General features: G+C 49.0%; 23 protein-coding genes. 2 read left to right on the top strand and 21 right to left on the bottom strand.

Features of this window, described 5'->3' with window-relative positions; genetic code table 11:
• Window positions 1-16 precede the first annotated feature (16 nt).
• The 5 genes from AB9R92_RS11490 to msrA form a co-directional block, all read right to left on the bottom strand.
• Window positions 17-844 (bottom strand): metallophosphoesterase, encoded by an 828-nt coding sequence (locus AB9R92_RS11490; protein ID WP_370669580.1) that lies wholly within the window; start codon window positions 842-844, stop codon window positions 17-19.
• Window positions 845-1029: 185 nt separating this feature from the next.
• The gene (locus AB9R92_RS11485) at window positions 1030-1815 is read right to left on the bottom strand and encodes an ABC transporter permease (protein ID WP_370669579.1); all 786 of its coding nucleotides are present in this window, start codon (window positions 1813-1815) and stop codon (window positions 1030-1032) included.
• On the bottom strand, window positions 1812-2693 hold the full coding sequence (locus AB9R92_RS11480) for an ABC transporter ATP-binding protein (protein WP_370669578.1): 882 nt from the start codon (window positions 2691-2693) through the stop codon (window positions 1812-1814). The genes AB9R92_RS11485 and AB9R92_RS11480 overlap by 4 nt, the downstream gene beginning before the upstream one ends.
• Complete coding sequence (locus AB9R92_RS11475; protein ID WP_370669577.1) at window positions 2690-2884, bottom strand: PLD nuclease N-terminal domain-containing protein; 195 nt, start codon at window positions 2882-2884, stop codon at window positions 2690-2692. Before AB9R92_RS11475 ends, AB9R92_RS11480 begins: the two co-directional genes overlap by 4 nt.
• A 118-nt stretch (window positions 2885-3002) precedes the next feature.
• Window positions 3003-3674, bottom strand: coding sequence for a peptide-methionine (S)-S-oxide reductase MsrA (gene msrA, locus AB9R92_RS11470; RefSeq protein ID WP_370669576.1), 672 nt, complete (start codon window positions 3672-3674; stop codon window positions 3003-3005).
• A gap of 107 nt (window positions 3675-3781) precedes the next feature.
• Between msrA and AB9R92_RS11465 the strand changes: the two genes are divergently transcribed.
• On the top strand, window positions 3782-4366 hold the full coding sequence (locus AB9R92_RS11465) for a protein-L-isoaspartate(D-aspartate) O-methyltransferase (RefSeq protein ID WP_370669575.1): 585 nt from the start codon (window positions 3782-3784) through the stop codon (window positions 4364-4366).
• A 20-nt stretch (window positions 4367-4386) separates the two neighbouring features.
• Here AB9R92_RS11465 and AB9R92_RS11460 read toward each other — a convergent pair whose 3' ends face one another.
• The gene (locus tag AB9R92_RS11460; protein WP_370669574.1) at window positions 4387-4872 is read right to left on the bottom strand and encodes a DUF2243 domain-containing protein; all 486 of its coding nucleotides are present in this window, start codon (window positions 4870-4872) and stop codon (window positions 4387-4389) included.
• Window positions 4873-5028: 156 nt separating this feature from the next.
• On the opposite strand from AB9R92_RS11460, the gene AB9R92_RS11455 reads away from it, so the two are divergent.
• Window positions 5029-5733, top strand: coding sequence for a Na-translocating system protein MpsC family protein (locus AB9R92_RS11455; protein WP_370669573.1), 705 nt, complete (start codon window positions 5029-5031; stop codon window positions 5731-5733).
• 504 nt (window positions 5734-6237) lie between these two features.
• Here the strand turns inward: AB9R92_RS11455 and AB9R92_RS11450 are convergent.
• From AB9R92_RS11450 to AB9R92_RS11380, 15 genes are all read right to left on the bottom strand, one after another.
• On the bottom strand, window positions 6238-6429 hold the full coding sequence (locus AB9R92_RS11450; protein WP_370669572.1) for a hypothetical protein: 192 nt from the start codon (window positions 6427-6429) through the stop codon (window positions 6238-6240).
• Window positions 6430-6594: 165 nt separating this feature from the next.
• The gene (locus tag AB9R92_RS11445; protein ID WP_370669571.1) at window positions 6595-6801 is read right to left on the bottom strand and encodes a hypothetical protein; all 207 of its coding nucleotides are present in this window, start codon (window positions 6799-6801) and stop codon (window positions 6595-6597) included.
• 36 nt (window positions 6802-6837) lie between these two features.
• A complete protein-coding gene (locus AB9R92_RS11440) occupies window positions 6838-8946 on the bottom strand; it encodes a type IA DNA topoisomerase (RefSeq protein ID WP_370669570.1) in 2109 nt (702 codons plus the stop codon).
• A gap of 758 nt (window positions 8947-9704) precedes the next feature.
• The gene (locus tag AB9R92_RS11435; protein WP_112230106.1) at window positions 9705-10481 is read right to left on the bottom strand and encodes a sulfite exporter TauE/SafE family protein; all 777 of its coding nucleotides are present in this window, start codon (window positions 10479-10481) and stop codon (window positions 9705-9707) included.
• A gap of 230 nt (window positions 10482-10711) precedes the next feature.
• On the bottom strand, window positions 10712-11269 hold the full coding sequence (locus tag AB9R92_RS11430; protein WP_370669569.1) for a carbonic anhydrase: 558 nt from the start codon (window positions 11267-11269) through the stop codon (window positions 10712-10714).
• The gene (locus AB9R92_RS11425) at window positions 11266-12945 is read right to left on the bottom strand and encodes a SulP family inorganic anion transporter (protein ID WP_370669568.1); all 1680 of its coding nucleotides are present in this window, start codon (window positions 12943-12945) and stop codon (window positions 11266-11268) included. Before AB9R92_RS11425 ends, AB9R92_RS11430 begins: the two co-directional genes overlap by 4 nt.
• A gap of 200 nt (window positions 12946-13145) precedes the next feature.
• A complete protein-coding gene (locus AB9R92_RS11420; protein WP_370669567.1) occupies window positions 13146-13373 on the bottom strand; it encodes a sulfurtransferase TusA family protein in 228 nt (75 codons plus the stop codon).
• 52 nt (window positions 13374-13425) lie between these two features.
• Window positions 13426-14547, bottom strand: coding sequence for an MBL fold metallo-hydrolase (locus tag AB9R92_RS11415; protein ID WP_370669566.1), 1122 nt, complete (start codon window positions 14545-14547; stop codon window positions 13426-13428).
• A gap of 106 nt (window positions 14548-14653) precedes the next feature.
• Complete coding sequence (locus AB9R92_RS11410; protein ID WP_370669565.1) at window positions 14654-15211, bottom strand: sulfurtransferase TusA family protein; 558 nt, start codon at window positions 15209-15211, stop codon at window positions 14654-14656.
• Between the two features lie 43 nt (window positions 15212-15254).
• Window positions 15255-15551: a rhodanese-like domain-containing protein gene (locus AB9R92_RS11405; protein ID WP_370669564.1), complete on the bottom strand. Its 297-nt coding sequence runs from the start codon at window positions 15549-15551 to the stop codon at window positions 15255-15257.
• Window positions 15552-15569: 18 nt separating this feature from the next.
• The gene (locus tag AB9R92_RS11400) at window positions 15570-15935 is read right to left on the bottom strand and encodes a rhodanese-like domain-containing protein (RefSeq protein ID WP_370669563.1); all 366 of its coding nucleotides are present in this window, start codon (window positions 15933-15935) and stop codon (window positions 15570-15572) included.
• Between the two features lie 29 nt (window positions 15936-15964).
• Window positions 15965-16444, bottom strand: coding sequence for a DsrE/DsrF/DrsH-like family protein (locus tag AB9R92_RS11395; RefSeq protein ID WP_068870428.1), 480 nt, complete (start codon window positions 16442-16444; stop codon window positions 15965-15967).
• Window positions 16445-16605: 161 nt separating this feature from the next.
• Entirely contained in the window at window positions 16606-16866 is a 261-nt protein-coding gene (locus AB9R92_RS11390) for a metal-sensitive transcriptional regulator (RefSeq protein WP_068870429.1), read from the bottom strand.
• 168 nt (window positions 16867-17034) lie between these two features.
• The gene (locus AB9R92_RS11385; RefSeq protein WP_370669562.1) at window positions 17035-18153 is read right to left on the bottom strand and encodes an MBL fold metallo-hydrolase; all 1119 of its coding nucleotides are present in this window, start codon (window positions 18151-18153) and stop codon (window positions 17035-17037) included.
• Window positions 18154-18187: 34 nt separating this feature from the next.
• The gene (locus AB9R92_RS11380; protein WP_370669561.1) at window positions 18188-18574 is read right to left on the bottom strand and encodes a DUF302 domain-containing protein; all 387 of its coding nucleotides are present in this window, start codon (window positions 18572-18574) and stop codon (window positions 18188-18190) included.
• Window positions 18575-18669: the final 95 nt, after the last annotated feature.

Below are 18669 nucleotides of genomic sequence, written 5' to 3'. Positions count from 1 at the left end.
GGTCCCCCTACACTAATTATTCATTCCCTAACGTTACGACGACGACTTCGGGCAAATTGAAAACACGCAGCGGGAACCCGCTATTCCCAAGGCCCCGGCTCAAGACAAGCTGCGTCTCCCCTGATTCGAAGACACCTTCTGTCATGCCAGGGAACCAACCTTGCCCTGGGGCGATCAAGCCGCCAAGCCCTGGAATGCGGATCTGGCCGCCGTGTGCATGGCCGGCAAAGACAACATCGATGCCTTCGCTTGCGTAAGTCGCCAATTGTTCGGGCCGATGGGCAAGCAGCAAGGTAAACGCGTCATTAAGCCCGGCTTCCGCGATGCTGTTGCGCGTGAATTCCTCTTCGTGAAGGTATATGTCCATCAACGGATCGTCGATACCCGCAATTTGTATAGCTTCCCCGTCCTGTTCCCACATGACCGAGCGATTGCGCAGCACTTGAACACCGCGTTGTTCCAAAGCGGGAATGATTTCATCATCCAGCCGGTTCGACGACACTTCGTGGTTGCCGATCACGTAATACACTTCGCTCATCTCCACCAATCCGTCGACAGCCGCCAAACTTCTCTCCAGGTCGTAGCGGTCGCTGTCGATCAAATCTCCGGTAATGAAAATAACATCGGGATTTGCCGCTTCGACTTTATCCAATAGGGATTGCTGTTGGTCTCCAAATTCAGCGTTGTGAAGGTCCGATACTTGGACGATGCGCTTGCCGGCAAATGCATCCGGCACTTTTTCCGATTGGACCGAATATTCGGTCGTGACAATCCAGTTATTATTGATCCAGGCAAACCCCAGCAGGAGCAATGCCACAAAAACCAATGCAATCAGTTTCTTCATATTCCATTCCTCAATTCATTAGTATGGCCCGTGCGTCCATAGTATTGGCTACTGTGCACGAGTCCTGGTTTGGCGTGCATATTCTCCGCTGCAGCATGAAAGCTCTCCAGCGCTGCGCCAAATCCTGTTCTTATTCTACCAGCATTCGCCCAAAAGAAAAGCAATCAGCTACTCGCTGATTGCTTCTATACTTTCGTTTTTGCCCGGTTTCTTTTCGAGAACCAAATGCCCAGTGCCGCCAGTCCTATCAGGCACATAATGGAGATGGCAAGCGTCCAGATCAGCGCTGTAGCATCCGGTCCGATATCCAGGAAGGACGCCGCGTAATTCGGAAGCTTCAGCGGCGACCATTCCCAGCGGCTGCCGAACAGGCTGTCGATAAGCTGTAACACCAGCAATGAAGCAAGCGTCAATCCAGCCGCCAATCCGGCATTCGGCATAGCCGCACTTGCAAATAACACCAAGGTAACGACCAGCACCATCCATAAGCTATACGTTGCCGCAAATACCAGGAACTCCCCGAACGGCACCGCTGAAAACAGCACCGCCGTGTAATAATAACCCGCCAAAAAACCGGCCCATACGCTGATCAACGCCACGATAGAAGCCATCAGCCATTTGCTTAGAAAATAGGATACATACGATAAAGGCCGTACATATAAAAGAGTAGCCGTCCCGTTTCTGCGCTCGCCCGCAATGCTGCCCATATAGGCGAGAACGAGGACGAGCATGCCGATCAGCTGGAATTGGCCCATGACCGCGACCAGCAGTTGTTCGGGTTCAGGGTCCGGCAGTTCAATGACGGCACCATCTGGCAAACCGCCTGTTGCATCGAGAATCTGAGGAAGGTAATAATTCGATAAAGGTTCCGTGACGCCCAATAGAATAAAGACGACGGGAATCCAGAAAATCTTATAATTGCGCAAATTCTCACGCCATTCCTTCAACAGCAGTGTCGAAAATTGCTTCATTTCCCTGCCACCACCTTCAGGAAAATATCTTCCAGGCTAGCGGTCTCTTGCTCGACCCCGACCACTTGCAGGCTCTTGACCGACAAGAAACGGAACACATCCTGCATGATCGGCCCTTCCGCTTTTACAGCAATGATGGCTGCTGTGCCCTGAACAGCAGCTGGCCAAGGCGATTCGCGCACAAACCGTTCCGCAGCGTTAGTGTTCTCAAAACGGATCCGAATTTGCGGATCTGCATAGCGGCTGCGCACCTGACTGAGGGAACCGTGTTCCACCATGCGCCCATTCTGCAAAAACAATAGCTGGTCCGTCATTTCTTCGGCATCGTTCAAAATATGGGTGGAGTAAAGAATCGTCGTTTGCCCGAGCAGCGATTTCAATAGCTCCATCACTTCCCTTCGCCCGGTCGGGTCCAAGGAAGAAATCGGTTCGTCCAACAGCAGCAAGCTTGGCTGATGCACCATTGCCTGCGCAAGCCCGAGCCGCTGCTTCATGCCCCCTGAAAAACCGCCGATTTTCTTATTGGCTACTTGACCAAGTCCGACAAACCCCAATGTCCGCTCGGCCTGCTGGCGGGCTTTTCTCGGATCGACGCCGCTTAGCTTGGCGGCCATTTCCGTAAATTCCAAAGCGCTCAACCAAGGAAAAAACCGCGGATATTGCGGCAAAAAGCCAATCGACAAATTTTTCTTGCGCTGGATTTCTCCTCCACTCGCTTCCAAGAGCCCCGCAAGCATCGACAGCGTTGTCGTCTTTCCGGCCCCGTTTGGCCCAATCAATGCCGTCGCACTGCCTTCTGCAAGCTCAAAGCCCAATCCGTCCACTGCTTTTTCCGTGCCAAAGCGCTTTGTTAATGACCTAACTTCCAATACGTTCAATAATTCCGCCTCCCTATGACAAAGTAGAGAATCGGCCCGATAATGTTCAGCAAAACAATAATCGCTGCCCACATCCACTTCGGGCCGTTCGGATTCGGGTTTCTGATCAAATCCACCAATGCGAATATCATCAATGCGATCTGCAAAATTAAAATGGGCAGCACCAATAGAATTGTGCGTTCATCCAGCATGTCCACGTTCCCCCCTGCATCTTTTTTCCTCTATTGTTATTTCGCTACAGTTGCCCGCTCTCCCTGCATCTGCACAAAAAAAGGGCCGCCATCAGCGGTCTTTCCAGCATTTATCAAATCACCATTTCAAGTTGAGCAGTACTTGCCGAAGAACTTCCCGATGCTCTTTGGAAATTGGCCATTCGTTGATTTCTTCCAGCAATTGCTGCCGGCTGCCGAAACCTTTGACAAATCCGTTCAGCCGGGCAGCAAAAGTCGACTGCGTCAGCAGCTCCGCATCGGGATAAAGTACCGCCAATTGCTCCAGTGCTTTTGGATAGCGCTTCAAATAATATTTCTGATGTCGCTCCTCCGCTTCCGTAAAGCCATCTAATGGCCGAATTTCCGTTTCGACCGGCTCGTTCAGTTCCTGCTCTTTTTCCATCTTCAGTTTTTCAATGACGTCTTTTTGCTCTTCGGACTGCCAGAAGAGCAAGGAAATATACTGGCGCCCTTTATAAGCGTCACGGTTCGGGTAATGGCTGCGCCAAAATTCTCTCACAATGTCCTCGAAACGTATCTGCCCAGGATCGAACTCCACTTGAATGGTTTCTGTATGGTCCCCCATCTGCCGATATGTCGGATTAGCCGCAGTTCCGCCTGCATAACCGGTCCGTGTCCGGATTATGCCAGGCAACGAACCGAATTGTGCATCCGGCCCCCAAAAGCAGCCCATCCCGAATGTTGCGGTTTCGAGCTTCCTTGTACCGGGTAAGTTTTGTTCAAGCGCCAAGATCGTCGTGTTCTCCATATTCAGTTCCTCTCCTTAAGAGCCGCCCTTTGTGCTTCAGGCCATTTTTCCTTATGATAGTATCAAGGAGTCTATAAGACAAATCGAATGAAAGCAGGTGTATTTGCATGACGGCACGCAAACAGGACATCACCGCTTATTTCCGCTCCCTCGACCGCCGTTCATTCATGGATCGCCATCAGCAAGACGCAGAGCTCGATGAAGCGCTGCCGATTGGCTACGGCCAGACGATTTCGCAGCCTTCACTTGTTTTGGAAATGACGATTGCCCTTGGTCTCGAAGAACACCACAAAGTATTGGAGATCGGCACGGGATCCGGTTTCCAGACTGCGCTTCTTGCCGCCTTTTCAAAAGACGTCTATACTGTCGAAAAAATTCCTGAACTTTATAAGAGCGCCAAAAATCGGCTTGAAATGAAAGGATTTGAAAATATCCATTTCCTATTGGGCGATGGCAGCCTTGGATGGCCTGAACACGCTCCCTATGACCGGATTATCGTCACTGCTGCCGCTTCGGATATTCCGAAAGAATTGGTGGACCAATTGGCAAAGGGCGGCCGTATGATCATTCCGATCGGCCATCGGTACAGCCAGGACCTTCTTGCCATCGATAAATCCAACGATGGAAAATTGGAAAAGACAGCGCTCGAAGCTGTCCGGTTTGTCCCGTTAAAAGGAAAGTATGAATATTAAGGTGTGGTAAAATGAAGGGATTAATCGCCATCCTTTGAGGCGTTGCGCAAGACCGACCAGCCGAGCAAAAATAAAAAGGCCGCTATTCCAAGCCAAAGTGATTCGTAGAAAACAGGGTTGCCCGTGCCTCTGACGGTGTGGAGATTCAGCAGGAAACGGAACACCAGGCTGTCGAATAGCAGCAGCACGCCCCCTCCGATCAACGCGCTTCCCGAAAAGCGCGCTGGCCAAAAGGCTTTTCGCCTGGCCAAATCGGCAGCGATCCAGAGCGACAAAACCGTCAATGCCCAGCCAATGACCTGGTAAATCCCTTCCCCTATCAAAATTGCTTGCGGGCCATTGCCTTCGTAGAAATGATGCCATTGCAAGAAGAAATGGAAAATGCTTTGTTCGAGCACGGAAAACATCCCGGCTCCGAACCATAAGCCCGCCCAAAAATTCCGGGACGTGTGGACGCGCCGGTTCCTTGCTGTCGTAAGATCTGTCTTGCGTTCTGCCGAAACCATTCGCTCCACCCCTTTTGAATTCCGTCCATATCCATTTTCTATTTATACCCGCTCCACCAGTTGCTTAAGCGCGGCGAGACATTCGGTCCCTCGGGCGTGTACTCAACTAATCATTCATTCAGTACATCCAATATATTCAACAAGGAGGCGAACCAGTTGCAGAATTCCAAAACCATGCAAAGTGAAATCGGCGGATATATTTCAACCATCATCCGTGAACACTTTGGGAAAGGCCCAACATCTGTATTCGTTATTGTGAAACCGCCCTTTGTCGTCGTCCATCTCAGGGGATTCCTGAGCCCGACAGAAAAGATTCTGCTGCAGAAAAACGAGTTTAGGCGCGTGATTGAGATCCGCCACTTGCTGATCGACGAACTGAAGCCAGATATTTGCGAGGCCTTCTCCCGTGCTTCAGGGGAAAAAGTCGAATCGATCTATTCCGACTGGCATCTGGAAAACCAGACCGGTATACTCATCGGGGTCATGGAGAACCGGGATGCTGCAGCTGAATTTGACTGGCAGTCTGACGCGACGCAAGAAGCCCTGCACGAGTCGGTCGTGGAGGCCAGCCGGAAAGCCGAAAAGAAACCCGAAAGCACCGAGCTGTTCTGGTTGAACGACCGGACCTTATTAATCGAACGGACCGGCTTTTTGGTTGAAATCGAACGTGAACTGATCCGCAACGGCTTGGCAGAAGAATTAAAACAAGTAAAACGGCCTCTTGAAAAACGTTTGCTGCTGACGGAAACCCGTTTTCCGGAATTGCTCAACCGGGATATCCGCGAAATATTCCTCGACTGGGAATTGTCGAAAGATATCAGTTATATCCTGGTACTGCTTGAAGCAATGAAATCTTCCTGAAATGAAAAAGCCGCCAAGCAGGCGGCTTTTTTCAGGCTGTCGAGAAAGGTAAGAAGTCGTATTTTCCGAAGCTTATCGCACGACTCCGTGGGGCGGGAATCGAGCCTCCTCAGCCGCTATCGAAAACCCTTGTGCTCCTACATCTGCTCAACCCTCACGATGTTCGGGCATCACAAAAAAGATTTGCAGGCAGATGCGTCGCAAATGAATGTGCTCAGCATAGCTTCGCTCATTCATTGCCTGCGGGGTCTCTCAAACCCGTCGCTTCGCTGCTCCCACAGGAAAGATAAGGTCGAACTACGTGAGGCCTTATCTTTGCGAAGTAATGCGCAGCATTATTGAGCAGAAGGGTTTACGAGCAAATGCTTCTCCAAATACTAAGCTAGATTTTTGATTTTTAACTGTCAAAACGCAGTCACTTTTTTAAAAGTTTAGTAGATTTTAGACTTATTCAACACTCTGGAAAAAGCCGCCAAGCAGGCGGCTTTTTTTCAATTATTCAATTTAACCGACAGTGGACTGTGCAGTCTGGCAATGCGGGCAATATTCATATTCCGTTTCTGCCAAACCTTCCACATACTCCATTTTGTCTGTAAACTCCCTCTGTTCAATGGGTGTTTGCAAAAAGCCACAGCTATCCCCTGCAAACTGGCTATGATGGATTTTCTTCGTGCGATGATCTACAAAATAACCCATTACTGCTCCCCCCTATAAAAAAAGCCGAAAAGAATCTCCCATGTTGAGAGAAATCTTTTCGGCTTTGCCTTCGGCGCTATTGTCCGCGACATTTGACCTGTTATATACGGTTATTGCTTTATGATAATTCCCATTGTACATGAACACTCACCCTAGGGCAAGGAATCACTCGATGTGGAACCCCGCACTTTCAATCAGCCCGATGACATGGCTTTCCTTGATCTTTGTTTCATCCAGTTCCAGCTTGACTTCGCCATCTTCAACATCGACCAATGCCCGTTCGATTCCTGGTTCTTTCAACAGTAAATCCTCCAGTTCATGAATTGGCCGTTCCGATTTCGCGTCCGCTACATAAATCGTCATTTTTCTCATCGTCCGCACTCCTTCTTGTATATTTCCCGGGACATACTAAAACTTCATTGCCAATTTGCCCTCTTCCAATACAAGACTGGCATTGAATTTTTTACCGTTCTTTGACACGAAACCTTTAATGACCGGCGTTTTGCCTTTTGTGCATAAGTATTCGATGTGTTTTGCGGTTAACCGTTTTTTCAAAAATACCGATGGGAAAGATTGCTTGCAGCCATTGGCGTGTTCTGTGCAGCCGTAAGAGCCCCTGCGGGAGACAATCGAGCCTTTTCGGCAGCGCGGGCATATCGCAATTTCCGTTCCTTGCAAGGCAGGCATCTGTTCTGGCATGCCGTTGCTGCGCAATTGCTCGGGTACATCCTGCAGCAGCTTCTCGATGAATTTGCCGATGGTTGCAAGAAATACTTCCGACGACCCTTCGCCTTTGCCGATTTTCTTCAAATAACTTTCCCATTTTGCGGTCATTGACGGGCTCGACAGCAAATTGCCTTCAATCGCCTGGCACAGCATACGCCCTTTTTCAGTGACTGACACAATGTTTCTCTTTACCTCGATATAATTATGGCGCTTGATTGTTTCAATGATGCCACTGCGTGTCGCTTCCGTCCCAAGCCCTTCCACTTCCTTGAGGATTTCGCTATCGGCTACATCTTCCGCGAACTTTCCGCAAGTTTTCATCATGGCAATCAATTGCCCTTCCGTATACGGCTTTGGCGCGGTGGTCATTCCCTCAACGATGGCAATTGCGGCCGCCACTTGCTCATGTGCTGCCAGTTCAGGGAGCGGCGGCTCCTGTTTCGCTTCTTTGGAAGTCGGAAACAGCGACTTCCAGCCTTTATCGAGCTCTGTCCGGCCAGTTGTGTGAAACTCCAATCCATTTACATTGGTGACGACTTTCGTTTCGGCATAGCGGTAATCCCGGTGGAACATGCCGAGCGTCGTGCGCATCACTTCTTCGTATAAATTCCGTTCGTCCTGCGGCAAAGCTTCTATCCTTTTTGCAGTCGGCAAGCTTTTCGTCGGGATGATCGCATAGTGTTCCTGGACTTTCGAATTATCGACAAATCGCTTTTTCGGCGTTTTCGAAGCAATTGGAAACGGGGCATCGATGAGCTTTTGGTAACTTTCCACTTGGGCTGACAGATAGCCAAATTCCGCCGAGGTGATATGGCGCGAATCGGTCCGCGGATAGCTGACGAGTTTTTTCTCGTAGAGCTTCTGCATTGCAGACAGCACTTTTTGCGGGCTGTATTTCCATTTCCGGTTGGCAGCCGCCTGCAGGCTGGATAAGGAATGCAAGGGCTGCGGCGGGATATGTTTTTCCGCCGTCTTCAATTCTTTGATTTGGCCTTGCGCTTTGCCGTCCGTCAATTCATGGGCGGCCAGGAGCTCTTCCGCTTTTTTGCGCTCTTTCGCCTTCAGTTTCGCTTTTCCTTTATAGCTGCCTTTCGCGGCTTTGAACTTTCCTTCGATTTCATAGAACGGCTCCGGTTTGAACGCCTCGATTTCCTTTTGGCGCTGATAGATCAAAAATACGGTCGGCGTCTGAACGCGTCCAATCGCGAACACTTCGTGGATGCCGCGCTCTTGAAGCAGCAGCGAATAAAGCCTTGAGCCGTTCATGCCGACCAGCCAGTCACTGATTTGGCGTGCCCGCGCTTCTTCATAAAGGCGCAGGTCTTCCTTGTTGTCGCGTAAATTGCGGAAGCCTTCGCGCACTTCATCGACTTCGAGTGAGTTGATCCACAACCGCTTGATTTGTTTGCCGCGAACACCGGTCTGCCGATAGATGCTGTAGAAAATATTCGAGCCTTCGCGGTCCACATCGCAGGCGTTGATGACGGTATCGGTTTCTTTCAGGAGTTTCTTGATGATATTGAATTGCTTCGATTTGCCGCGCGCTACTTGGAATTGATATTCGACCGGCAGAATCGGCAAGGAAGCGAGCGACCATTTGCCCCATTTCGGGTCATAGGCTTTCGGCTCTTTCAGTTCGACGAGATGGCCAATGCCCCAGGTAATGAACGCACCTTCCGGAAAGATCGGATTTGGCGCCACTTCCATATAGCCTTCCCGCTTCACCGTCTTGAACGCATCGCCATACGCTTTCGCCTGGCTCGGCTTTTCGGCTACGATTACTGGTTTCATGCTGTTCTTCCTTTCCCATGTTCTTTGTTTCATTGTACTCTTTCCACTGAAAAATCCAAATGAAAGCCGATTTGTATTTCTGCAATTAACTGTTTTGTCGGGCGGGTTTTAAATGAAGCTGGCGAGGGGTTGATTGTGGAAGTGTTGTTGAAGTTGGTTCGGGCTTCATCTTGGGATTCGCCGCCCGGCTTTGGGTTGGCCTCCTGCCATAAGCCAAGAAGAACGCTTGTCTTATGGCGTCGGCTCACCCCGGGCGCTGGGCGGCTTGAAGACTTCATTGAATGGAGGTTGTTTAAGGAGGTCTGTTTCTGTATTCAGTTGCCGGCTAGTGGGGGAATTGCTTCTCGGGTCTAGCATATAACTTGGAAATGAAAGTTGATTGCGGCAATGTTTCGGGTGTTGGTTCGAGCTTCACCTTCGTAGTCGCCGCCCCGCTTTGGGTTGGCCTCCTGCCATAAGCCAAGAAGAACGCTTGTCTTATGGCACCGGCTCACCCTGGGCGCTGGGCGGCTTGAAGATTTCATTGGTTGGAGCTTGTTCAGGAGATCTGCTTCTGTATTCAGTTGCCGGCTAGGGGGGGGAATCACTTCTAGGGTCTAGTGTGAAACTGGAGAATTCGAGTTTTCCTGCGAATGCGTTTCTGGGGGTGAGCCGGGCTTCATCGTGGGATTCGCTTCCTGCAAAGCCTGAACAAAACCGCGTATGCTTAATTTCAAAGTGAAAAAAAACTTCCGGCAGCTGCCGGAAGCTTATCGTTCTTATAGGATATCGAGCCAGATTTTGATGGCTGTGCCTAGAATCAACAGCGACAAGATCCATTGCAATACTTTGGTGTTGGCTTTTTGGCCGACTTTCGCGCCGATTGGGGCGGCGATGATGCTCGCGACGATCATGACGGCTGCGGGCCCGTATAGGATTTGATCAGTGACGATCTTACCGACCGTTGAACCGATCGACGAGATGAATGTAATCGCCAGTGAAGTCGCGATTGTCATGCGTGTTGGAATCCGCAAGACGACCAGCATGATCGGCACCAGGATGAAGGCGCCTGCTGCACCGACAATCCCAGCCGCAATTCCGACGATGAACGCAAGGCTCGCGGCAATCCATTTATTGAAAGTCACTTGATCAGCCGGAATATCATCCAAGCCTTTTTTCGGGATAAACATCATGACGACTGCGATTGTCGCCAGGATGGCATAGACAATGTTGATGGCGGACTCAGACAAGAGTGTCGAACCGTAACCGCCGATAAAGCTCCCGACTAGAATGGCGCCGCCCATGTAGGCAATGAGGGATTTATTCAAATAACCGCTGCCCCGGTATGCCCATACCCCCGCGATCGTCGCGAAGAATACTTGGATGGCGCTGATACCTGATACTTCATGTGCCGAAAATGCCGTATACCCCAGCATGACCGGGATGTATAACAGCATCGGATACTTGATGATGGATCCGCCGATTCCGACCATTCCTGAGATGAAGGAACCGACAAAGCCAATCAAGAAAATAACAATCATAAAATCAATACTCATGAAAACTCACCTTTCTGAAAAAGCTTTTTGCTTTTTCCTGCCTCTATTTAATGTCACTTCCCATTATACCCCATGGGGTAAATTTGCGAAGTGATTTTGCTTAAAAAATGGAAACTTTACATTTCTGCAATCATTTTGGAATCCACCTGAAATATGAAAAAGTGCTTGAAATATAAGAAATCAGCTATCTTCTTTAGTAGAAAACCTGCTGATTTCTTATATTCCAAAAACTATTGGGGATAGATCTGTTCCAGTTTGCCGGTTTCCACATGAAAAATGCACCCTGAAATCTCAACGCCTTTCCCGTATTGCCGATAGACCGGATGCTTCTGTAATCGCTCCACTTGGATAAGTACGTTCAGTTTCGACAGCTCGTCAAGCGTGGGCTGATCGTCGCTAGTTTTCTCTGGCAAGCCCTTCCTGATATGCGTCAGCCATTTTTGCAGTTCAGGTTCTTCATTGCCTTCCCAAGCAGCTTTTACGCCGCCACAGCCTGTATGTCCTTTGATGACAAGTTTTTTGACGTTCAAATGGCGAATGGCATAGTACAAACTGGCAGAAAAACTTTTGTCTTCTTCCACAACTTGATTGGCAATGTTGCGGTGGACAAACATATGCCCAAGCGGCATCTGCATGATAATGGAAGGGCTGACGCGAGAATCACTGCAGGACAGCAAGAAGTATTCAGGCGTCTGCCCTTTTTTCAGCTCGTCGAAATACGAAGGGTTCTGAGCTTTGATTTTTTGGATGAACTCTTCGTTCTGCTTTTTCAGATTTGCACCTTTCACTGTCGCTCCCCCTTGCCTTTAATGGAAGATAAAGCATCTTCAATGCTCATATAATGGATGCTGTCGCCATATTTATGTTCCCAATCCGCACGTTTCAGAACATCCAATACCGTATTCTTGATGCCTGCAAAGACCATTTCCACTTTGCCGGACTGGCATTGCTCCATCAGGTCTTCTAGAGCATGCACTGCGACGGCGTCAATGGAGTTGACGCTGGAGAAATCGAAGACAACCCATTTTGTCTCGGGCTTTTCTGCGAGCCTCTTGCAAAGCTGCTCTTCCAAAAACGTCATATTGGCGAAATACAAGGATGCGTCCACGCGGAAAATCAATATGTCCGGATCCGTTTCGGCATCTGGATAACGGCTTGTATTGCGGTAGACTTTTTCTTTAGGCAGGTAACCAAGTTCGGCCACGTGCGGGTAAGCGCTGCGCCGGATAAAGACGAGCAAGGAAAACACCGCCCCTGCAATGATGCCCTGCTCGATGCCAATCAATAATGTCGCAAGGAATGTCAACAGCCATGTCAGGCCGTCTACCTTATTCACTTTGAACAGGTATTTCAGCTCTTTTGCATCGATCAAGCTGTAGACAGCGACCATGATGATCGCAGCCAGTACCGCATTCGGCAAATAATAGAACAAGCCTGTAAAGAACAGCAAGGTCAGGATAATCAGCATGGCCGTGATGATGGAAGCAAGCGGTGTGCGTGCCCCTGCCTGATAGTTGACAGCAGATCTTGAGAACCCTCCCGTTACGGGATAGCCGGCGAAAAATGAGCCCCCGACGTTGGCCAAGCCAAGCCCGACCAGTTCACGGTCGGGGTCGATCTTGTATTTTTCTTTTGCCGCAATCGCCTTAGCCATCGCAATCGATTCCATGTATCCGATAAATGAAATCGTCAAGGCAATCGGCATTAGCGCTATCAACGCATCCACCTGAAATGCAGGCAATGATAAGGACGGCAAGCCGGCCGGCACTTCCCCGACGATTTTGACTCCCAGCCCATTCAAATTGAAGAAGTAGACAGCCAAGATGCTCAATACAACGGCCACCAACGGGCCTGGTATTTTCTTGACGTATTTTTTCATAAGAATCAGCAAAGCGATGCTGCCCAAGCCAATGGCCAGTGTCGCAGGGTTGATTTCACCGGCACGCCGGACCGTCTCACCGATAATCAGGAAAATATTTTTATCGGCTTCCAGGCTGACGCCGATCAAATGCTTCAATTGGCTGAGCCCGATAATGATGGCCGCGGCGGACGTAAACCCACTGATGACCGCATGGGATAGGAAGTTGACGATGAACCCGAGCTTAAAGACGCCCAATAGCAACTGAATTACCCCAATCATCAGCATCAACAACAGGACCAAGGAGATGTATTTGTCTGTGCCCGGCTCCGCTAATAGCGAGACCCCCGATAGCACAAGCAAAGACACCATCGCCACAGGCCCTACAGCTAGCTGCCTCGAGGTCCCGAACAAAGCGTAGATGATGAGCGGGACCGTCGAGGCGTAAAGCCCGATCACCGGCGGCAATCCCGCGAGCATCGCATAAGCCATCCCCTGCGGAATGAGCATGATGGCGACGATCAAGCCGGCATTCACATCTCCGCTCAAATCTGATTTTTTGTAGCTGCCTAGCCACTCAAGAGCCGGAATCCATTTTTTCAACACAACTTTCCCCTCCTATCGAATAAGCAACGCTTGTAAAGCACGCCTATGCAATGGAATATAATTGCCCATTGCAAAAGCCTATTCTGCAGGAGGGACACATCCGCATCAGCTCCCGCCATTTCGGTCTTTTTTTATTTTGTGGACCTTTTCAGCTGAAAAACGGTAAAAAGAAAAGGACATCATTCGATGCCCTTCACTCTTCAGCCCTTTTTGATCCAGAACTTCAGCACGTCGCCATCGACTTGCTGTTCCAAGAGTTCGTGGCCGCCTGATTTAGCCCATGCAGTCAAATCCGCTGCAGCGCCTTTATCTGTTGCTTGGATTTCCAAGACTTGTCCGGAATCCAGGTCTTTCATTTCTTTTCTTGTTTTTACGATCGGCATTGGGCAAGCCAAGCCTTTTGCATCTAGTACTTTATCTGCGTTCATCAAAATCTCTCCTTTGGAATGTTTTGTTATAGTTCCTTGCTTTTGATCCAACTTAACGTACGGCACAGCGGTTCGGGCCGATTTCCATTTCACGCTGCATTTCTTCTTCAGGCGTGATTTTGCCCATATTGGTCTTGCGGATATCCTGGTAAGCATTCGGCTGTGGTGGCAAGTTCTTCGTCACCATGTCGCGGAACTCCTGCTCATCTTCGATATTCAAGCCGTGGTTTTCCTTGAACAAGTCGCCCAATTTCTTCGCGACGCTGCCGTCTTCGTTCAATTCTTCCATGATCATGAAGTGAGCCGGAAGAACGACCAATTCGTTTGCAAGCGCCTGGTAGCGGTTGTATAGGGATTCGCGCAAATCGCCAACCCAGTCTTCCGCCAGCCCTGCAAGGTCGGGGCGTCCGATGGAATCGATGAACAGGATATCACCTGTCATCAAGTATTGGTCATCGACAATGAATGAAGTCGAACCGATTGTGTGTCCTGGCGAATAGAGCGCTTCGACTTTCGAGCTGCCGAATGTCGCTTCAAAGCCGCCTTCAAGCGGTGTATAATCGAAGATTACTTCTTCAGCATCAGCTGGCGGCAAATAATACGTTGCGCCTGTCGTTTGTGCAATTTTGCGGCCTCCTGAGATGTGGTCCGCGTGAAGATGCGAGTCGAATACGTGCTTGATCGCTGCGCCTTTTTCCTGCGCGAAGTTCAAGAAGACATCCGTCATGCGAGTCGCGTCAATGATTGCCGCTTCCCCGCCGGAAATAGCCATGTAAGACAAGCAGCCTTTGCCGATGCGGACGAATTGGTAAAGTTCTCCGCCATCTTTCAAATCGCCGACTTTTACCGGCTCCAAGTGCTCGCTCCATGCTTTCATGCCGCCTGATAGATAAGCCGTTTCCACGCCTTCCTCTGCAAGCATATCTGCCACCATGATGGAAGATCCTTCTTTGGCGCAGACGACCAAAATATCACGGTCTTTCGGCAATTGATCGATGACTTCTTCAACGCCGTCCAATAAATCGAAATACGGAATGTTCAAGTACTGGATGTTGCCGCCTTCGATTTTCCAATCGGCGAATGCGTCGCCGTTGCGGACATCAAGGATGAACAATGGTTCGTTATCAATTACTTTGCGGGCTACTTGCGCCGCTGTCATTGCTTTTGCTGACATATATTAATTACCTCCCGGGGTATATTTTGCCTCAAAAAAAATTAAGGTGTCTATTTTTCATGATTGTTGAATAGAAACTTCCGGCTTGGAGCCTGGACTGGCCCGATTACTCGGTTTTGCCAGTCCAATCACGCATGCCCGGTACAACATTGTATAAGTTTTTAAAGCCTTTTTTCGCCATCATGTCGCCAGCAACTCCGCTTCTGCGGCCTGAATAGCAGATGATATAGATTTCTTGGTCTTGAGCCAACTCGTTCATGCGGTTCTCCACTTCACCGAGTGGAATGTGCTTGACGCCAGGGATGTGCGCTTCATCGTATTCTTCTTGCTCGCGGACATCCAAAATGTTCAATGAATCACCGTTTTCAACGCGTGCTTGGAAATCGGCAAGCGATACTTCAGGGATTTCAATCGACTCTTCCACTTCAGTTGCGCCGTCTTTGCGCAAGTAGTGAAGCAATACGTCCCCTTCTGTTTCCGTGCCGAGGTATTCATGGCCTGAGCTCTTCGCCCATGCCTGCAAATCGGCTGTTGACCCTTTATCGGTTGCCTGGACTTCCAGCACTTCACCGGAAGCCAAGTCTTTCATTGCTTTTTTCGTCTTTACGATCGGCATTGGGCATGCAAGCCCTTTAGCGTCCAATACTTTATCTGTTTGAACCATTGATCATTCTCCTCCTTTTATGAATCCGTGCCTGGGGCCCCTGTTACTCAGTGTCGCCTTCCCAGTTCATCATGCCGCCGTCCATATTGATGACATTGTAGCCGCGGTCTTCAAGAAAGCGGGTTGCCTGTCCACTGCGGTTGCCCGAACGGCAAATCATGATATGTTCTTTCGATTTGTCGATATCCTGCAAACGGAATTCCAACAAGCCTAACGGAATGTGCTCAGCCCCAGGGATTTTTCCGGTCGCGACTTCTTCCGTTTCGCGCACGTCGATCAGCGATGCCTCGGGGTTGTTCTTGATATATTCTTGAACTTCTTGTGTAGTCATGCTTTTCATGGTAAATTCCTCCTCTAATTATCCGCGGTAACTGCTCATTCCGCCTCTGATATTCACTACATTGGTAAAGCCGTTTTTCTTCAATAATTGGCTGGCTCTGCTGCTGCGCATGCCGCTTTGGCAAATGACCAGCGTTTCTTTGTCTTTCGACAATTCATTTACACGCTTCGGCAAATCATTCAATGGAATGTTCTTGAAGCCCTTAATGTGGTTTGCTTTGAACTCTGCAGGTGTACGGACGTCGATATACTGCTTATCCTTCTTGCCGAGTGCGGGTTTCAGTTCGTCAGTGGACATCGTCTTGATTCCTTTAGTTGGTGCAGTAAAACGGGAGATCGCGAAATAGGCAATGATCCCGACTGCAATCCAGAGCAACCATTCCATCTATACTTCATCCTTTCCACTTTTGGGAGTTAGATAAACAAGTTGACGTTGCCGTCTTCTGCGTCGCCAAGATAAGCAGCTACGCCGGCGTATTCAATTTCATCCAAGAGCTCTTCTTTTTGCAAGCCGAGAAGATCCATTGTCATCGTGCAGGCAACCAATTTAATGTCTTGCTCTTGCGCCATCTCGATCAGGTCCGGCAACGGCATTGCGTTGTGCTTTTTCATGACTTGCTTGATCAGTTTCGGGCCCATGCCCCCGAATTGCATATTGGAAAGCCCAAGTTTGTCGGCTCCGCGCGGCATCATTTTTGAGAACATCGCCTCAAGGCGCCCTTTTTTGATTGCTGGCGGATTTTCTTTGCGAAGTGCGTTCAATCCCCAGAATGTATGGAAAATGGTAACTTCGTGATCGTAAGCCGCCGCCCCGTTTGCAATGATGTAAGCGGCCATGGCTTTGTCATAGTCTCCGCTGAAAAGTACGATTGTTGTCTTCTTTTGTTCTGCCATTCTGTAAATTCCTCCATTAATTACCCCTGAGGGTATATTTTATTCCAAAAAAAAGAACGTTTTATAGTGGCGTCGCACTCTTTCCAATACCCTATAGGGTATACTAAAGCATCTATTCTACTATGTCAACAGGAAACTTCTTTTTTTTATTTTGTTCCGTTTTAACGGCTTTTTACGAGAAGTTCGACCGCTTCTTTCACGACATCTTCCGTATTTTCGCCTTTTTGTAAACTATCGCGTACACAAGATTGCAGATTTTCACTGACAATGACACCGATCGTACGGTCCACTGCGCTTCTCACTGCCGACAGCTGGGTCACCACATCACGGCATTCACCGTCTGCTTCGACCATTTTGATAACACCGCGCAATTGGCCTTCGATTCGCTTGAGGCGGTTTTCAATCTTTTTATCGTATTCCATCAGACAAGCCTCCTGTTCAATATATTGAAGTTGTTATATTCAATATATACCCCTTAGGGTATAAAGTCAAACGAAAAACTTACTCGCTATTTTTCGCTTTGCCTGAAGGTATTTTAACATGGAAAGCCCCCGCCAATACAGCGGGGACCCTTATACTGCCGGCGCTGCTTAGACTGCGCAGTTGTTCGGGCCGGTTTCCATTTCTTTTTGTTCATCTTCGGACGGGGTGATTTTCCCCATATTCGTTTTGCGGATATCTTCATATGCGTTCGGTTGCTCTTTCAAGTTTTCCGTCACGCGTTTGATGAAACGCTCTTCATCATCGATATTGAGCCCTTCGTTTTGCTTGTACAGCTCGCTGAGTTTTTTATGGACGCTGCCATCTTCGTTCATCTCTTTGATGTCTGCATAATGGGCAGGCAAAACAATCAAGTCTTTCGACAAGTCGTCGTAGCGCTCATAAAGCGTTTCGTGCAGGTCTTCTGCCCAATCCGTCGCTTTCCCGGCAAGGTCCGGGCGGCCGATTGATTCGATGAATAAAATATCGCCTGTCAGCAAATATTCATCGTCGACGATGAATGATGTGCTGCCGATCGTGTGGCCTGGCGAGTAGAACGCCTTGATCTTGGCTTTTCCGACTTCGACTGTTGTTCCGTCTTCGACCGCCTCATAGCCGAATACCACTTCGTCTGCATCTTCCGGCGGCAAGTGATACTGTGCGCCGAACTGCTCGGCCAGCTTCCGGCCGCCTGAGATGTGGTCGGCATGGAGATGGGTGTCGAGCACATGGGTGATCTTCGCTGAATGTTCTTTGGCAAAACTTTCATACGGCTCAATCATCCGTGCTGCATCGATCACCGCTGCTTCACCGTCCGACTCGACCAAGTAAGACAAGCAGCCTTTGCCAACACGGACAAATTGATAAATCGCGCCGCCAGTCTTCAAGTCGCCAATCTTCACAGGTTCCAATTGTTCGCTCCAGGCAGCCATGCCGCCTTCAATCGAAATAACGTTTTCAAATCCTTGATTCTGCAGGTACTCCGCTGCTTTTTTCGAAGTGTTGCCTTTCGCACACATCGTGTAAAGCGGTTTTTCCTTCGGCAGCTTGCTGATCTCTCCGCTGCTTTCTTTTATCTTATTGAACGGAATATTATGCAGTTCTACATGGCTGCCTTCTACATGCCAATTCTCCACATCTTCTTTACTGCGGACATCGAGAATGGCAACAGATTCGTTGTTCATCACTTTTTCTGCAATTTCTTCAGCAGATGTAAATTTGACTGTCATGAGAAATTCCCTCCATAATAATAGTTTTTGAAATTTAGGCGGTCCGGTCAATGCAGCCGATCAATCGGTTTTCGATATCCGCAGCCACTTCAGTCAATTTGCCGCCGTCTTCTGCCATGCCGATTAACGATGTCGGCTTCGGCATGCCGATTTTCGTTTCTTCGCCTTCTTTATATACGACAATTTTGCATGGCAGGAAATAGCCGACCATCAAGTTTTCAGAGAGTACCGTATTCGCTTCTTTTGGATTGCATACTTCCAAGATCTTGTATGGGGTATCGAAATCCTGTCCTTTTTCCTGGAGCTTTGCCGTCAGATCAAAATTCCATAAGACGCCGAACTGCTCTTCTTTCAAGTTTTCCTCGAGTGATGCAACTGCTTCCTCTACAGATTTGCTGGTTGTCACGGTATAATCGAACATTTTTTCTGCCTCCTCTTAGTTAAATCGCTTCTAGAATTACCCTACCCCCTATTTTTCCAGGTAAACATTAGCTTTATACACACCTAGCCATATAC

The organism is Planococcus sp. SSTMD024 (genome assembly GCF_041320495.1).
Classification (GTDB): Bacteria; Bacillota; Bacilli; order Bacillales_A; family Planococcaceae; genus Planococcus.
The sequence above is the reverse complement of the archived record's forward strand: the minus strand, read 5'-3'. Positions and strand labels throughout refer to the sequence as shown.

Bases quoted from the DNA above. Each gene is read 5' to 3' on its own strand.
- AB9R92_RS11490 (WP_370669580.1), bottom strand. From the start codon at position 844: ATGAAGAAACTGATTGCATTGGTTTTTGTGGCATTGCTCCTGCTGGGG.
- AB9R92_RS11485 (WP_370669579.1), bottom strand. From the start codon at position 1,815: ATGAAGCAATTTTCGACACTGCTGTTGAAGGAATGGCGTGAGAATTTG.
- AB9R92_RS11475 (WP_370669577.1), bottom strand. From the start codon at position 2,884: ATGCTGGATGAACGCACAATTCTATTGGTGCTGCCCATTTTAATTTTG.
- msrA (WP_370669576.1), bottom strand. From the start codon at position 3,674: ATGGAGAACACGACGATCTTGGCGCTTGAACAAAACTTACCCGGTACA.
- AB9R92_RS11465 (WP_370669575.1), top strand. From the start codon at position 3,782: ATGACGGCACGCAAACAGGACATCACCGCTTATTTCCGCTCCCTCGAC.
- AB9R92_RS11460 (WP_370669574.1), bottom strand. From the start codon at position 4,872: ATGGTTTCGGCAGAACGCAAGACAGATCTTACGACAGCAAGGAACCGG.
- AB9R92_RS11450 (WP_370669572.1), bottom strand. From the start codon at position 6,429: ATGGGTTATTTTGTAGATCATCGCACGAAGAAAATCCATCATAGCCAG.
- AB9R92_RS11445 (WP_370669571.1), bottom strand. From the start codon at position 6,801: ATGAGAAAAATGACGATTTATGTAGCGGACGCGAAATCGGAACGGCCA.
- AB9R92_RS11440 (WP_370669570.1), bottom strand. From the start codon at position 8,946: ATGAAACCAGTAATCGTAGCCGAAAAGCCGAGCCAGGCGAAAGCGTAT.
- AB9R92_RS11435 (WP_112230106.1), bottom strand. From the start codon at position 10,481: ATGAGTATTGATTTTATGATTGTTATTTTCTTGATTGGCTTTGTCGGT.
- AB9R92_RS11420 (WP_370669567.1), bottom strand. From the start codon at position 13,373: ATGAACGCAGATAAAGTACTAGATGCAAAAGGCTTGGCTTGCCCAATG.
- AB9R92_RS11415 (WP_370669566.1), bottom strand. From the start codon at position 14,547: ATGTCAGCAAAAGCAATGACAGCGGCGCAAGTAGCCCGCAAAGTAATT.
- AB9R92_RS11410 (WP_370669565.1), bottom strand. From the start codon at position 15,211: ATGGTTCAAACAGATAAAGTATTGGACGCTAAAGGGCTTGCATGCCCA.
- AB9R92_RS11405 (WP_370669564.1), bottom strand. From the start codon at position 15,551: ATGAAAAGCATGACTACACAAGAAGTTCAAGAATATATCAAGAACAAC.
- AB9R92_RS11400 (WP_370669563.1), bottom strand. From the start codon at position 15,935: ATGGAATGGTTGCTCTGGATTGCAGTCGGGATCATTGCCTATTTCGCG.
- AB9R92_RS11395 (WP_068870428.1), bottom strand. From the start codon at position 16,444: ATGGCAGAACAAAAGAAGACAACAATCGTACTTTTCAGCGGAGACTAT.
- AB9R92_RS11390 (WP_068870429.1), bottom strand. From the start codon at position 16,866: ATGGAATACGATAAAAAGATTGAAAACCGCCTCAAGCGAATCGAAGGC.
- AB9R92_RS11385 (WP_370669562.1), bottom strand. From the start codon at position 18,153: ATGACAGTCAAATTTACATCTGCTGAAGAAATTGCAGAAAAAGTGATG.
- AB9R92_RS11380 (WP_370669561.1), bottom strand. From the start codon at position 18,574: ATGTTCGATTATACCGTGACAACCAGCAAATCTGTAGAGGAAGCAGTT.